Here is a 13,427-nt window from a genome sequence, read left to right as displayed (position 1 = left end):
GCAGGCCGCCGACGTCCTAGATCGGGGCGAGGCGGAAGCCGACCCCGCGTACCGAGTGGATCGTCGTCGCGGCGTTGAGTCGCGCGAGTTTGCCGCGCACCCGGCGGACCACCGAGTGCATGTCGGAGTTGCGGCCGAGGTGCCGGTTGCCCCAGACCTCGAGGTGCAGACGCTCGTAGGTCCAGATCTGCCCGGGCGCGTGCACCAGGCAGAGCAGGACGTCGTGCTCCAACCGGGTCAGGTCGATCTCCTGGTCGCGCCACCGCAGCACCCGACGGTCGGAGTCGACGGCCAGATCCGGTGGCGGCGACTGCGGGCTCGGCGCCACCTCGGCGAGCACGGCGACGGCCTGCGGGGCCGCGACCGGAGGTGCCTCGATCACCCCGAGGAACTCTCTTGCCTGGTCGACGTTCGAGACGATCAGAAAGGCGTCACTGCCGCCGAGCAGCCGAGCCAGGTGTCGGCGTTCGGCAGGCGAGGACGCGATGCCGATGACCAGGCTGGCGACTGGAATTTCCTGCATTCCCCAACCCCTTCCGGTTCCCCAACTCACTCCGGATGGATGTCCTGCACCGTCGACCAGACATCGATCAGCGTCCTGACCCTAGTGGTGGCTGATCTCGGCTGGGTAAAACATCGTTGCATATAGGCACGTGAATCCCGCTGCCTCGTCCGGGCCCACCCGGCCCTACCGCCGACGATCCGCTTTCCGGAAGCGCCGGGGGCGGTTGTGACAGAACCAAGACAATTCGAGTACGGCGTACGGACCTGCCCGGGCGAGCATGGTCGGCATGTCCATCGGATCGTCGTACCCCGTCGGGCGGTCGACGCCCGGTCCGCAGCCGGCGCGACCGCTGCCGCACGCCCACGTGGCGGCGCCTCTCGGTCTCCGGCTGCTCGCGGTGGCGCTGTGCTGTCTGCTCGCCCTGACCCTCACCGCCACCGTCTTCGTGCGGACGTACCCCGGTCAGTGGCTGGACGGAGTGCTCCTGCCGAGGGCGGAGCGGGGCGGGGGGTACGAGCAGCAGACCGTCCTGGTGGGTCCGGCCAAGACCGTGCTGGCCACGTTCGGCAGCCCGACACTGCTCGCTGCCCTGCTCGGCGCGATGCTGCTGGTGGGTGTGCTCCGCCGCCGGCTGGTGGCGGGCATCGTCGGCGTGGGCATGGTCCTCTGCGCGGTGGTGGTGGCCGGTGCGGTGAAGTCGGCGTTGCCCCGCCCGGACCTGCAGATCGAGAGTTCGACCACCCACAACAGCTTCCCCAGCGGCCACGTCGCGGCGGCGACGACACTGCTGCTGGCGTTCATGCTGGTCCTGCCCGGGTGGGCCCGACGCTGGCTCGTGGTGCCGAGCGCGGCAGGTGTCTCGGTGATCGCGGCGGCCACGATGATCGCGGGCTGGCACCGGTTCAGTGACGCGCTCGGCGGCGTACTGCTGGGTGTGGCGCTGTTCTGCCTGGCCGCGGCCTCGCTGGCCGGTTGGCGTGGCGACCAGGACAGGGTCGGCGAGCCCGACGGTGGCGGTCTGTTGCGCCGGTTGGCCGAGGCGGCGCTCGCGCTGGTCTGGGCACTGGTGGTCGTCGTGCCAGGCCTGGCCGCGTCGGTGCAGCGCGGGGCGCTCGTCGCCATCGTGGCGGCCGGCGCGTCCACGATGTTCCTGGTGGGTTCGGTGGTGTTCCTGGTGCGTTCGGCCGATTTCGCGGCCCCGCTCTCCGCGCGCCGTGGCGGGCCACCGCAACCGGTGGCCGAACCCCAAAAGATCTCATGATGGGATACTTGACGACATGTCCCAGGTCCTGCTGATCGAAGACCACCAGACGGTGCGCGACGGGCTTCAGCTGGCGCTCACGCGACAGGGCCACACGGTGCACGCCGTGGGGACGGGGGAGCAGGGCCTGGAGCGGCTGCGCACCACCTCGGCCGACGTGGTCGTCCTCGATCTCATGCTGCCCGGCATGGACGGCTTCGAGGTCTGCCGCCGGATCCGGCAGCTCGGCGACCTGCCGATCATCATGCTGACCGCCCGCAACGACGACATGGACGTGGTGGCGGGCCTGGAGGCCGGCGCCGACGACTACGTGGTCAAGCCCGTGCAGGCCCGGGTGCTGGAGGCACGCATCCGCGCGGTGCTCCGGCGGACCGGTGGCGAGTCGCGGCGTGCCGGTGGCGAGCGGGGCGGCCTGGAACAGCACGGCGCGCTGACCATCGACCGGGCCGCGCTGGTGGTCAGCAGGGACGGGGTGCCGGTCAGCCTCGCCCCGACGGAGCTGCGCCTGCTCCTGGAGCTCTCAGACACCCCAGGTCAGGTGCTCAGCCGCCAGCAACTGCTGGAGGCGGTGTGGGAACACGGCTATCTCGGTGACTCGCGGCTCGTGGACGCCTGCGTCCAGCGGGTACGCGCCAAGATCGAGGCCGACTCGTCGGCACCGGTCTTCATCCAGACCGTGCGCGGCTTCGGATACCGGTTCGGGCCGCTGTGACACCGTGGCGCTGGGTCGGCGCCCGGGTCTCGGGCCTGCGGGTCCGGCTGCTCCTGGCGTTCGCGTTGCTGGGCGTCACCACGACGGCGGTCGTGGCCAGCGGAGGCTACTTCCAGGCCCGGACCGTCATCCTCCAACAGGCGCAGGACGCCGCGGTGATGTCACTGACCGACCAGATCACCAAGGTCTACCCGATCGCCCAGCTTCCGCCGACCCAGGGCGATCTGGACCTGTTGGCCCAGCGCCTCTCCGACCGGGAGGGCTTCGCGGTGGTCGTCTACCGGGACATGCGGTCGCGGGGCGGCTCCGAATTCGCCGACCCGCTCACCCCCGAGCTGCGGCAGGAGGTCGGCGACGGCCGGATCGCCTGGCAACGTGTCTCGCTCGACGGGCAGCCCTGGCTGCTCATCGGCACCCAGTTGGAACTCGACCGGCCCGACGGCACGTCCCGGGCCTCCGGGCTGGAGGTCTACTCGGTGCGCAACCTCGCGCCCGAGCAGCGGAGCATCGACCGCCTCGCCAACCGGGCGTGGATGACCGGCGGGCTGTCCCTGATCCTCGCCGTCCTGCTGGCCCTGCTGTCCGCCCGCGGCGTGCTGCGACCCGTCCGCGACCTCGGCCGGGCGGCGCGCCGCCTCGGTGAGGGCGATCTGAGCACCCGCCTGACGGTTCGGGGCGCCGACGAGCTGGCGGACGTGGCGCGGACCTTCAACGACACCGCGGGCACGCTGGAGCGGCAGGTCGGTGAGCTGCGGCGGATGGAGTCCGACGCCCGCCGATTCGTGGCCGACGTCTCGCACGAGCTCCGTACGCCGTTGGCCGCGATGACGGCGGTCACCGACGTGCTGGACGAGGAGGCAGACCACCTGCCCGGCGACGCGGGGCGGGCCGCCCGGCTGGTCAGCCAGGAGACGCAGAACCTCACCCAGCTGGTCAACGACCTCATCGAGGTCAGCAGGTTCGACTCCGGCACCGCTCGGCTCGCCCTGGACGACGTGGACGTGGCCGCGGCGGTGACCGCGACCCTGCGGATCCGGGGCTGGCTGGACCGGGTGCGCACCGAGCTGCCACCCGGAGTGGTGGCCCGAATCGATCCCCGTCGGCTCGACGTCATCGTCGCCAACCTGGTCGGCAACGCCTTCCGGCACGGTGCCGAGCCGGTGTCCGTACGCCTGGACGCCGACCGGGACTGGATCACGATCGAGGTGACCGACGAGGGGCCGGGGCTGGACCCGGAGGTGCTGCCGCACGTCTTCGACCGCTTCTACAAGGCCGACACCGCGCGGACCCGCTCCGAGGGAAGCGGCCTCGGCCTCGCCATCTCCTGGGAGAACGCCCGCCTGCACCGCCACGGCGAGCGGCGGGGGAGTCTCGTCGCGGCCAACGGCCCCAGCGGAGGCGCGGTGTTCACGCTTCGCCTGCCCCGGGGCACGGCGGACACCGGAGGTGCCCGGTGAACGGCCGGCGGACGGGCCGCGCGCTGCTCGCCGGTGGACTGCTGCTCGCGCTGCTCACGCCTGGTTGTGGGGTACGGCCCAGCGAGGTCATCAGGGGTCGCCCGGCGGTCAGCGGCCCGGCCCAGGGCACGGGGCTCTACCTGCTCGCGCGGGGCGAACTCGTGCTCGTCCTGCGCCCGGTGAAGGTGGCCTCGTCGCCCGCCGACACGCTCACCCTGCTCGCCGCCGGTCCGGAGGAGAACGAGCGCCGCCAGGGTTTCACCAGCGACGTTCCGGCCGGGCTCGACCCGGTCACTGTGACGTCGGGGGCCGATCCGGCCGGTGGTCTCACGGTCCGCACGACCACCGCCGTGCGTACGCTGTCGGCCGACGCGGCCGACCAGATCATCTGCACTGTCGTCGACGCCGCCCAGCAGGACGGTTTCGCGGACAGCTCCGCCCCGGTCACCATCGTCGGGTCCGACGGCGCCCGACCGCCCCGGCCGTGCCCGATCAGGTGAGCGGGCACGGCCACCGCCTCAGACCAGGTTGGCCGCTCGTGGCCGGGGCAACCCACTGTGGCTGGTCCGGTCCCGGTCGACCAGCGCGCCGGAGATCAGGATGTCGATCAGGGCGGCGAACCCGATGCCGGCCTTCTGCCAGATCTGTGGGAACTGCGACGCGGCGGTGAAACCGGGGAACGTGTTGACCTCGTTCACGATGGGCTCCGGCGACCCCTCGGCGGGCAGGAAGAAGTCGACCCGCAGCAGGCCGCGACAGTCGAGGGCCTGGAAGGCGCGGATCGCGCGGTCCTGGAGCACCTCGGTGGTGGCCGCGTCGAGCGGGGCGGGGATCTGGAAGACCGCCCCGCCGTCGTACTTCGCGTCGTAGTCGAAGAAGCCGGCACCGGTCACCCGGATCTCCAGCGGCGGGCCGGCCTGCACCCGTCCGTCCGGGTGTTGGAGGACCGCCACGTCGATCTCCCGCCCCCGGGCTCCCTGTTCGATGAGCACCTTCGGGTCGACCTGTCGGGCCAGCTCCAGAGCGGCGGGAACTCCCGCCCAGTCGTCCACCTTGACGACACCCAGGCTGGACCCGGCCCGGGCCGGCTTGACGAAGACCGGCAGGTCCAGTCGTCGCCGGTCGTCGGGCGACAGCTCATCGCCCGGCCGCAGTGTCACTCCCGGGCTGACCCGCAGGCCCTCCGCGGCGAGGAGCCGCTTGGTGACACCCTTGTCCATTCCGGCGGCACTGGCGAAGACACCGTTGCCGACGTACGGCACGCCGAGCCATTCCAGCAGCGACGCCACTGTGCCGTCCTCGCCGTACGGGCCGTGCAGGGCCGGGAACACCACATCCTGGGCGCGCAGGACACGCAGCGCCGCAGGCAGTGGCGTCGGGCGTCCCCCGACATGCCACCCGCCGTCGCGGTCGATGAGCACCTCGGTGACCTGGTACCGCTTCCGGTCCAGGTTGGCGAGGATGCTGGCCGCCGAGCGGCAGGACACGTCGTGCTCGCCGCTCTGCCCGCCGTACAGCACTGCCAGTCGGATCGTCATGAGGTCCGTGCCCTTCCGTGGAGGTGGTCGCGGGCCACCCGGGCCCCGATGCCGGTCAAGATCTCGTGCGGGTTGGTGCCCGCCCAGCGGGCCCACTCGACGACCGTCGGTGGGCTCTGGTCACCCTCGGCGGGACCGAACACCACGACCGGGTCGCCGATCGCCACCGGAAGGTCCCCGACGTCGACCACGCACTGGTCCATGGCGATGCGCCCGACGATCGGGCACCGCCGGCCGCCGAGCCACACCTCGGCGCGGCCCCCGGCGGCCCGGGGCAGCCCGTCGGCGTAACCGAGCGGCAGCAGCGCCAGCGTGGTCGGCGCCCCGGTCACGTGTTCCGGCCCGTAGGAGACGCCCGTGCCCGCGGGCACCCGTTTGACGTTGATCACGCTCGTGCGCAGGGTCATCGCGGCGTGCAGGCCGAACTCGCCCGGGCCGGTGGCGCCGAACGGGTCGACGCCGTACAGCGCGATCCCGATCCGGCAGAGGTCGAAGCGGGTCCGGGGCGCCGACAGCGCGGCCGCCGAGTTGGCCAGGTGGACGAGCTCGGGGTCGAGACCGGCCGACCGCGCGATCCGCAGGGCCTCCTCGAAGGTTGCCACCTGCCGGCTCAACTCGGGAGCGCCGGGCAGGTCCGCGTCGACGAGGTGGGACCACACGCCGCGCACCCGGATCCCGCCCTCCCGTTCGTACTTGCGGGCCCAGGCGACCAACTCGGGCCAGTCGTCCCCGGCGGCTCCGTTGCGGGACAGGCCGGTGTCCGCCTTGAGCTGCACCATCGCTGGCACGCCGAGCAGGTGGACCGCGTCGGCGACGGCGTGCAGGTGCGTCGTCGTCGACACACCGACGTCGACACCACTCTTGATCAAGATACCGAAGTCGTCGTTCGGCCCGTGCAGCCAGCTCAACGTGGGTGCTGTCACACCCGCGTCGCGCAGGGCCAGCGCCTCGGTCACCGAGGTCACCCCCAGCCAGGTGGCGCCGGCGCGGAGCGCGGCACGGGCCACCCGCACCGCGCCGTGACCGAACCCGTCCGCCTTCACCACCGCCATCAGGCTGGTGCCGGTGACCGACGTGATGGCCCGCACGTTGCTGGCGACCGCGTCCAGGTCGACCAGCGCCTCGGCCAGGGCGCTCATCCGGCGGCCTCCGCCCGTCGCGGCCCGGGTAGCGCGAACAGCCACCCCGCGCGAAGCGCCAGGAGCCCGCGGTGGACGGCCAGGCTCAGGCCGATCACCAGACCGGTCAGCAGAATCGGATATCCAAGCACGATCAGGCCCTGAGCGGACCCACCCAGGCCGGAAACCGGTACGAGCAACAGCCGGTGCAGTACGGCCAGAACCGGCATGTGGACGACGTAGATCGGCAGGGTGATGCGGCCGAGCCTAGCCAGCGGCCTGCTGATCGCTGACCAGTGAGCCAGTCGAGCAGCGGCGGTCACACCGAAGGCGACCGCCACCACCGAGACGGCCGTCCATACGCCGAACCACTGCTGGGCGCCGGCCACCGCCATCGCGACGAGCGCGAGGACATAGGCGCCGGAGGTCAGCGCGAGCCGACGCCGGCTGGCGGTGGCGGCCCACTGCTGGATCTGCGGCCGCAGGTACAGGCCGGCCAGGAAGAAGACCAGGTTCTGGTAGAGACCGGCGCGGTTGCCCGGGGTGGCGAGCAGGCCGGCGGCGGCGACGGCGGACAGCAGGGCGGCGGGTACGAGCATCAGCGCCCGGGGCACCCGGCGGGTCGCCTTGGCGATCGTGAAGTACACCGCCAGGGCGTACAGGTACCAGAGGTTGGACGGCGTGATGGTGAGCTGCTCCAGCAGGCCGAGGGCGGAGGTGGCGCGGTCGGTCGGCAGCTGCGGGGCGGCGGCGAGGATGGCGGTGTGGATCAGCAGCCAGACGGCGTACAGGTAGAGGAACCCGGCGATCCGGCTGCGGGCGACGACCCGCCAGGGCCGCTGGGCGGCGTTCGCCGCGAAGACGCCGGAGATGGTGAAGAACAACGGCATCCGCAACGGCAGGAACTGCTCACCCAACGTGCCCCACAGGCCCGGCACCGGTACGCCGATGTGCCAGTCGATCTGCAGGTAGTCCTTGACGACGACGTGCCACAGGACGACGAGAATGATGCAGGCGCCCTTCGCGGCGTCGGCCCACTCCGCCCGCTGTGACAGTCCCGCGGGCCTGGGATTGGTGGGAGACAGCTGTTGGATCACCCACCAGAAGCTGCCAGCCGGATATCCGCAGGTGATCCACGAATTGTCATGAACCGGTAATGGACGTCGCGCGGGGCGGGTCGGCGGGGTCCCGCCGAGCCGCATGCCGGTGACGCCGAGGAGCACTAGGCTCGTTGGGGAGGTGCCGAACATGAAGCTCGGGCTGCACTACTGGAACTACTCCACCCCGGCCGACCCGGCCGCGATCGCACCCACCCTGGCGGAGGCGGCGACCACCGCCGATCAGGCCGGCGTCGCGTCGTTCACGGTGATGGACCACTTCTTCCAGATGGACGCGGTGTTCGCGGCCGAGGAGCCGATGCTGGAGGCGTACACCACGCTGGGCTACGTCGCGGCGAAGACTCAGCGGATGACGCTGGGTGTGCTGGTCACCGGTGTGATGTACCGCTACCCGGGGTTGCTCGCCAAGACCGTGTCGACCCTCGACGTGCTGTCCGGTGGCCGGGCCCGCCTCGGCATCGGCGCGTCCTGGTACGAGCGGGAGCAGCTCGGGCTGGGCGTGCCGGTCGTTCCGGTGGCCGAGCGGTTCGAGCGGCTGGAGGAGACGCTGCGCATCTGCCTGCAGATGTGGAGCGCCGACGACGGCCCGTTCAACGGACAGCACTACCAGCTCGCCGAGACCATCAACTCACCGCAGCCGTTGAGTCGACCGCACCCGCCCATCATGATCGGTGGCGGGGGCGAGAAGAAGACCCTCCTGCTGGTGGCCCGGTACGCCGACGCCTGCAACCTGTTCGGTCGCGGCGGCACCGACGACGTCGCGCGCAAACTGGATGTTCTGCGCGGGCACTGTGCCACCGAGGGCCGCGACTACGACACCATCGAGAAGACGGTGGTCGCCGACCGGTCGCCGCTGGACGACACCGACGGGTTCCTGGCGGAGGTGTCCGCCTACGCCGCGCTCGGGGTCACCGAGGTGCAGGTCACGCCGGATCGGCACCCGGTGGAGTTCGCCCAGCGGCTCGGCGACAAGGTGCTGCCACGGTTGGCCGACATCGGCTGATCCCGCTGCGCGAAATTCGGTGGTCGTGGGGCTGTCCGCGGTCTAGCGTGGCCCGCCGTGCTCACCAACGAACAGATCATCGGACGGGCCCTGGATCGGATCGAGGCAGGGTACGTCTTTCCTGCGAAGGTCGTGGACATCGACGCCGCGATCCGGCGCCGTCTCGCGGCGGGCGAGTACGACGGCCTGGCCGGGCCGACGCTCTGCGAGACGGTGACCGCTCACCTTCAAGAGGCGTGCCCGGACAAGCATCTGCGGTTGCTGTGGTCCGACCAGCCGCAGTCGCTGGATCCAGCGGACGAGGACGGAGGACGGGCCGCCTTCCTCGCGCTGCTCCGGGCGGAGAACCAGGGCATCCGCCGCGTCGAGCAGCTGGACGGGAACGTCGGGCTCATCGACGTGCGGCGCATCGCCTACGCGAACGAAGGCGCCGAGGCGATCGGCGCGGCCATGCGACTGGTCGCCCTCAGCTCCGCGCTCATCCTGGACCTGCGCGCATGCGCCGGCGGAGCACCCGAGGGAGCCGCGATGTGGTGCAGCTACTTCTTCCCCGACGATCAGGTGCACCTCAACGACTTCTACGAGCGGTCCACCGGCGCCACCCGCCAGTTCTGGACGACCGCGCACCTTCCCGCGCCGCGCTACACGGACCGCCCGGTCTACGTGCTCACCAGCGCGATCACGTTCTCCGGGGGTGAGGACGTGGCGTACACGCTGCAGGCGCACGGCCGGAGCGTCGTCATCGGTGAGACGACACGTGGCGGCGCGCATCCGACGGCCCGCCACGCGGTCACCGAACACATCCTCGTGACCGTGCCGACCGCCCGGACCATCAACAGCGTCACCGGCACCAACTGGGAAGGCGTCGGAGTGGTCCCCGATGTGCAGGTCCCGGCGGACCAGGCACTCGACACGGCACTCACTGCCATCTCGGGCGCGTAGGCGCGGCTGCGTCCGTCACGCGGTCGGCTCACTGAGCCTTTCCAAGTCCTTACTCGGAAAGGCCCAGTGGAGGATCAGCAGGGGGTCAGCTGCCAGGTCACCTTCGTCACGTTGACCGGTATATACAGGTCGCCCCCGGTCCCGCCGGCAGGAGCGCAGCTTTTGAAGGGAATCGACGAGCCGAAAGTGAACCCGGATATTACGGCGTCGCGGCCTGTGCCGTTGTAGAAGTTGAATCCCTGGATGCTGCCGGTCCACTCGCTGTTGGTCGTCAGAGACGGCGTCTCCACGGGACCCTGCGGTGGGTGATTCCAGTTGGGCCAGATGCAGAGCATGCCCTGCGGGCAGTTCCCGGACCCCCAGCCCTGTATCGACACTCCGGGTGCTGCCGCCGAGGCGGTGGGGGCGGCGGCCAGCACGCCTGCGACGGACGCGGCGATGGCGATGGCGATGGATTTCAACAGCACGGTTCACCTGCTTCAGATAGATGCTTATGGATGTGAATTTAAACTACCGGCGGAAAGTTGACAGGTCAAGCACCTGAAACGACGTAGTCCGGCGGGTCAATCGGAAGCTGGCGTCCACCTGTGTCTGATGACGATTGAGGTAGTTTCAGGGTGGTATCTGTCGGATGGCACCACGGCCTGCCAGCATCCGACCACCGCCCACGGTGGAGCGGACCGTGCTCTCACCCAGGGTCGGAGTCGTTACGGCGCTCTCCACAGGATGGTCCCAGTTGTCGCAGACGCAGAATGATCCCCAGATAAAGGTCGCCCGGGCTGCCGGAAATTGTTCGCGCGGCGTACCAGGTAGCCTCTCCGGGTGTCGCAGATCCCACCGCTTCTTGTTACCGATCGGTATGACAGTCGTGGAGCTTCTTGGCCAGGGCGGAATGGGTCGAGTGTGGAAAGCCCGCGACCGGATGCTGCAACGGGACGTCGCCATCAAGGAAATCGTTCCGCCGCCCAATCTGACCACTGAGGCGCGACAGGAATTGCGGGTTCGGTCACTCCGGGAGGCCCGGGCGATCGCCCAGCTCGACCACGTCAACGTCGTCCGGGTCTTCGATGTGCTGTTGAGCGCCGACGGTGACCCGCAGATCGTGATGGAGTACGTGCCGTCCCGTTCCCTGCACGACGCCATCACCACCGACGGCCCGATCCCGCCGGTGCGGGCGGGTGCCATCGGGCTGGCCACAGCGGGATGTGCCTGGGTGCGGTCGGCCAGAGCACCGCGAGCGGGGCGCTGATCGAGCAGCGGAGCTGCGGCGCCGGCACGGACCACCTGCGGTGGATCCGGAGATGACAGCCTGAGCACGGACGAGGGCTGTCCTCCCGTACTGCGGAGGACAGCCCTCGCCGGTGATCGGTCAGGCGACTCGGTGACGGGTCAGGCGACCGAGGCCGGGAACCGTTCCCACACCCGGTGTGCGGCCATCAACTGCTGCACCGCCGTCAGGGCCTCGGCGCCGGAGCCCGCCGCCACGATGCCCGGAGTGCCGGCCACCCCGGCCTGCTCCAGCACGGTGACGCCGGCGCCCCAGGCGCCGATCGCCTTGGCGTGCCGCCAGCACTCCTCGACGAGGAGCAGCACGCGGGGGTCCACGGCCGCCGGGCCCGGCCTGCCCGCCTTGTCGTCACGGGCCGGGACGGCATCCGGCGCGGGTGCCGGCGCTCCCGCCAGCAGGACCGCGTCGAACTCGACCGACCGGCCGGTGGCGAAGGTGCGCTGGACCGGCATGCCGCCGACCATGCCGCCGTGCGGGGCGATCAGCAGCGGCACCATGCCGGCGTCGAACACGGCCTGACGCACCTCGGCGACGCCGTCCAGGTCACCGTCGGGGTCGACCACGATCCCGACCATCCGCCCGTCCGCCGGCCACTCCCGGCCGACCTGCGACAGCGCGGGGCTGGGCGTGACATCGGCCAGCGGCACCGTGGGCTGCGGGGCGGGCAGGCCCAGACCGGTGGCGACCTGCTCGCACAGCACCGGGTCGATGTTGGCGAGGCTCTGCAGCTGGCGCTCCTTGATCGCCTGGTGGTAGCACTTGCCCAGCTCGAAGGTGTACGCCCGGATGATGTGCTCCTTCTCGACCGGCGACATGCTCAGCCAGAACAGGCGTACCTGGCTGTAGTGGTCGTCGAACGAAGCCGGGTTCGCGCGTACCTTCGGCGCCTGGGCCACCGTGACCGGCACGTCGACGAAAGCGTTCTCGGCGTCGCCCGCCGGGAACGGGTTGCCGCCGTCGAGCGAGTTCGGCCGGTACGGGGCGACGCCCGCGTGCACGGCGTGCTGGTGGAAACCGTCGCGCAGCATGTCATTGACGGCCGCGTGCGGGCGGTTGATCGGGATCTGCGTGAAGTTGGGCCCGCCGAGGCGGGTCAGCTGCGTGTCGAGGTACGAGAAGAGCCGGCCCTGCAGCAGCGGGTCGTTCGTGACGTCGATGCCCGGCGGCAGGTGGCCCAGGTGGAAGGCGACCTGCTCGGTCTCGGCGAAGAAGTTCGTCGGCGTCCGGTTGAGCACCAGCTTCCCGATGGGCTGCACCTCCGCCAGTTCCTCCGGAACGATCTTCGTCGGGTCGAGCAGGTCGATCCCCGCGAAGGTTTCCTCAGGAGTGTCGGGAAAGACCTGGATGCCGAGCTCCCACTCCGGGTACGCGCCGGCCTCGATGGCGTCGTAGAGGTCCCGCCGGTGGAAGTCCGGGTCGATGCCGTTCAGCATCTGGGCCTCCTCCCAGGTGAGGGAGTGCACGCCCAGCTTGGGCTTCCAGTGGAACTTGGCCAGCACCGTCTCGCCGGCCTCGTTGACCAGGCGGAAGGTGTGTACGCCGAACCCTTCCATGGTCCGGTACGAGCGCGGGATGCCCCGGTCGGACATGTTCCACATGGCGTGGTGCTGCGCCTCGGTGTGCAGCGACACGAAGTCCCAGAACGTGTCGTGGGCGCTCTGCGCCTGCGGGATCTCCCGGTCCGGGTGCGGCTTGGCCGCGTGGATGATGTCCGGGAACTTGATCGCGTCCTGGATGAAGAACACCGGCATGTTGTTGCCGACCAGGTCGAAGGTGCCCTCGTCGGTGTAGAACTTCGTGGCGAAGCCACGGGTGTCGCGGACCGTGTCGGCCGATCCCCGCGAGCCGAGCACTGTGGAGAACCGGACGAAGACCTCGGTCTCACGCCCATTCTTGAGGAAGCCGGCCCTGGTGACCGCCTCGGCGGTGCCGTACGCGGTGAACACCCCGTGTGCACCGGCGCCCCGGGCGTGCACCACGCGCTCCGGGATGCGCTCGTGGTCGAAATGCATGATCTTCTCGCGCAGGTGGTGGTCCTGGAGCAGCACCGGGCCACGTGGGCCGGCCTTGAGCGAGTGATCGGTGTCGCGCAGCCGCGCCCCGTTCGCGGTCGTGAGGTACGCACCCTGCTGACCGTTCGCGATCGCCGGCGCGCCGGTCTCGGCGCCGGTCGGCGTACGCGTCTGCGGCGCCCCCTGCTCCGGCTTCGGCGGCAGCGGGTCGTGCGGTGTCGTCGGCTCCTCGACGGTGGGCGGTGCGCTACCCGGCGCGCCGGGAACGTCGGGGGACAGGGCGTCGGCGATCTTCCCCGTGGCGCTCTTCACAACGTTCTTGACCGCCTCGGCGGGCTTGTTTGAATCCACTGAACAACCTCTCGGTGGTGCGTGTCGGGCAGACGCCTGCCCTGCTACCCCTGGTCAGAGGCTCGAAACACAACTGGTCGTGGCATCCGCCACCGGGACTGGTGATTTCACCGATGCGTGGA

12 protein-coding genes and 1 pseudogene are annotated in these 13,427 nt (G+C 70.6%); 7 read left to right on the top strand and 6 right to left on the bottom strand.

Annotated elements, in window-relative coordinates:
• Positions 1-16: 16 nt before the first annotated feature.
• A complete protein-coding gene (locus FBZ33_RS17030; RefSeq protein WP_141909820.1) occupies positions 17-523 on the bottom strand; it encodes a winged helix-turn-helix domain-containing protein in 507 nt (168 codons plus the stop codon).
• A gap of 268 nt (positions 524-791) precedes the next feature.
• Here FBZ33_RS17030 and FBZ33_RS17025 point away from each other — a divergent pair, with 268 nt between their 5' ends.
• From FBZ33_RS17025 to FBZ33_RS17010, 4 genes are read left to right on the top strand one after another with little or no spacing between them, the layout of a single operon-like run.
• Entirely contained in the window at positions 792-1,766 is a 975-nt protein-coding gene (locus FBZ33_RS17025; RefSeq protein ID WP_141909819.1) for a phosphatase PAP2 family protein, read from the top strand.
• A gap of 16 nt (positions 1,767-1,782) precedes the next feature.
• A complete protein-coding gene (locus FBZ33_RS17020; RefSeq protein ID WP_141909818.1) occupies positions 1,783-2,478 on the top strand; it encodes a response regulator transcription factor in 696 nt (231 codons plus the stop codon).
• Positions 2,475-3,935 carry a HAMP domain-containing sensor histidine kinase gene (locus tag FBZ33_RS17015; protein WP_141909817.1) on the top strand — a complete coding sequence of 487 codons (1,461 nt, stop codon included), beginning with the start codon at positions 2,475-2,477 and terminating at the stop codon, positions 3,933-3,935. The genes FBZ33_RS17020 and FBZ33_RS17015 overlap by 4 nt, the downstream gene beginning before the upstream one ends.
• Entirely contained in the window at positions 3,932-4,435 is a 504-nt protein-coding gene (locus FBZ33_RS17010) for a hypothetical protein (RefSeq protein WP_255508912.1), read from the top strand. The genes FBZ33_RS17015 and FBZ33_RS17010 overlap by 4 nt, the downstream gene beginning before the upstream one ends.
• 18 nt (positions 4,436-4,453) lie before the next feature.
• Here the strand turns inward: FBZ33_RS17010 and FBZ33_RS17005 are convergent, their stop codons facing one another.
• The 3 genes from FBZ33_RS17005 to FBZ33_RS16995 are packed head-to-tail and all read right to left on the bottom strand — an operon-like array spanning position 4,454 to position 7,688.
• A complete protein-coding gene (locus FBZ33_RS17005; protein ID WP_141909816.1) occupies positions 4,454-5,473 on the bottom strand; it encodes a D-alanine--D-alanine ligase family protein in 1,020 nt (339 codons plus the stop codon).
• Positions 5,470-6,612, bottom strand: a complete 1,143-nt coding sequence (alr, locus tag FBZ33_RS17000) for an alanine racemase (protein WP_141909815.1) — start codon at positions 6,610-6,612, stop codon at positions 5,470-5,472. The genes FBZ33_RS17005 and alr overlap by 4 nt, the downstream gene beginning before the upstream one ends.
• Positions 6,609-7,688, bottom strand: coding sequence for an acyltransferase (locus FBZ33_RS16995; RefSeq protein WP_255508911.1), 1,080 nt, complete (start codon positions 7,686-7,688; stop codon positions 6,609-6,611). The genes alr and FBZ33_RS16995 overlap by 4 nt, the downstream gene beginning before the upstream one ends.
• A 151-nt stretch (positions 7,689-7,839) precedes the next feature.
• On the opposite strand from FBZ33_RS16995, the gene FBZ33_RS16990 reads away from it, so the two are divergent.
• Both FBZ33_RS16990 and FBZ33_RS16985 read left to right on the top strand, forming a co-directional pair.
• Complete coding sequence (locus tag FBZ33_RS16990) at positions 7,840-8,712, top strand: LLM class F420-dependent oxidoreductase (protein WP_141909814.1); 873 nt, start codon at positions 7,840-7,842, stop codon at positions 8,710-8,712.
• A gap of 57 nt (positions 8,713-8,769) precedes the next feature.
• Entirely contained in the window at positions 8,770-9,654 is an 885-nt protein-coding gene (locus FBZ33_RS16985) for a S41 family peptidase (RefSeq protein WP_141909813.1), read from the top strand.
• Positions 9,655-9,728: 74 nt separating this feature from the next.
• Here the strand turns inward: FBZ33_RS16985 and FBZ33_RS16980 are convergent, their stop codons facing one another.
• Positions 9,729-10,121: a hypothetical protein gene (locus tag FBZ33_RS16980; RefSeq protein ID WP_088948644.1), complete on the bottom strand. Its 393-nt coding sequence runs from the start codon at positions 10,119-10,121 to the stop codon at positions 9,729-9,731.
• A 355-nt stretch (positions 10,122-10,476) separates the two neighbouring features.
• Here FBZ33_RS16980 and FBZ33_RS16975 point away from each other — a divergent pair.
• A pseudogene (locus tag FBZ33_RS16975) lies at positions 10,477-10,846 on the top strand (protein kinase); the annotation flags it as partial.
• Positions 10,847-11,043: 197 nt separating this feature from the next.
• Here FBZ33_RS16975 and FBZ33_RS16970 read toward each other — a convergent pair.
• Positions 11,044-13,305 carry a catalase gene (locus FBZ33_RS16970; protein WP_141909811.1) on the bottom strand — a complete coding sequence of 754 codons (2,262 nt, stop codon included), beginning with the start codon at positions 13,303-13,305 and terminating at the stop codon, positions 11,044-11,046.
• Positions 13,306-13,427 lie beyond the last annotated feature (122 nt).

Source organism: Micromonospora sp. A202, assembly GCF_006715105.1.
GTDB lineage: Bacteria > Actinomycetota > Actinomycetes > Mycobacteriales > Micromonosporaceae > Micromonospora > Micromonospora zamorensis.
This window is presented reverse-complemented; position numbering and strand designations above follow the sequence as displayed.

Bases quoted from the DNA above. Each gene is read 5' to 3' on its own strand.
- FBZ33_RS17030 (WP_141909820.1), bottom strand. From the start codon at position 523: ATGCAGGAAATTCCAGTCGCCAGCCTGGTCATCGGCATCGCGTCCTCG.
- FBZ33_RS17025 (WP_141909819.1), top strand. From the start codon at position 792: ATGTCCATCGGATCGTCGTACCCCGTCGGGCGGTCGACGCCCGGTCCG.
- FBZ33_RS17020 (WP_141909818.1), top strand. From the start codon at position 1,783: ATGTCCCAGGTCCTGCTGATCGAAGACCACCAGACGGTGCGCGACGGG.
- FBZ33_RS17005 (WP_141909816.1), bottom strand. From the start codon at position 5,473: ATGACGATCCGACTGGCAGTGCTGTACGGCGGGCAGAGCGGCGAGCAC.
- alr (WP_141909815.1), bottom strand. From the start codon at position 6,612: ATGAGCGCCCTGGCCGAGGCGCTGGTCGACCTGGACGCGGTCGCCAGC.
- FBZ33_RS16990 (WP_141909814.1), top strand. From the start codon at position 7,840: ATGAAGCTCGGGCTGCACTACTGGAACTACTCCACCCCGGCCGACCCG.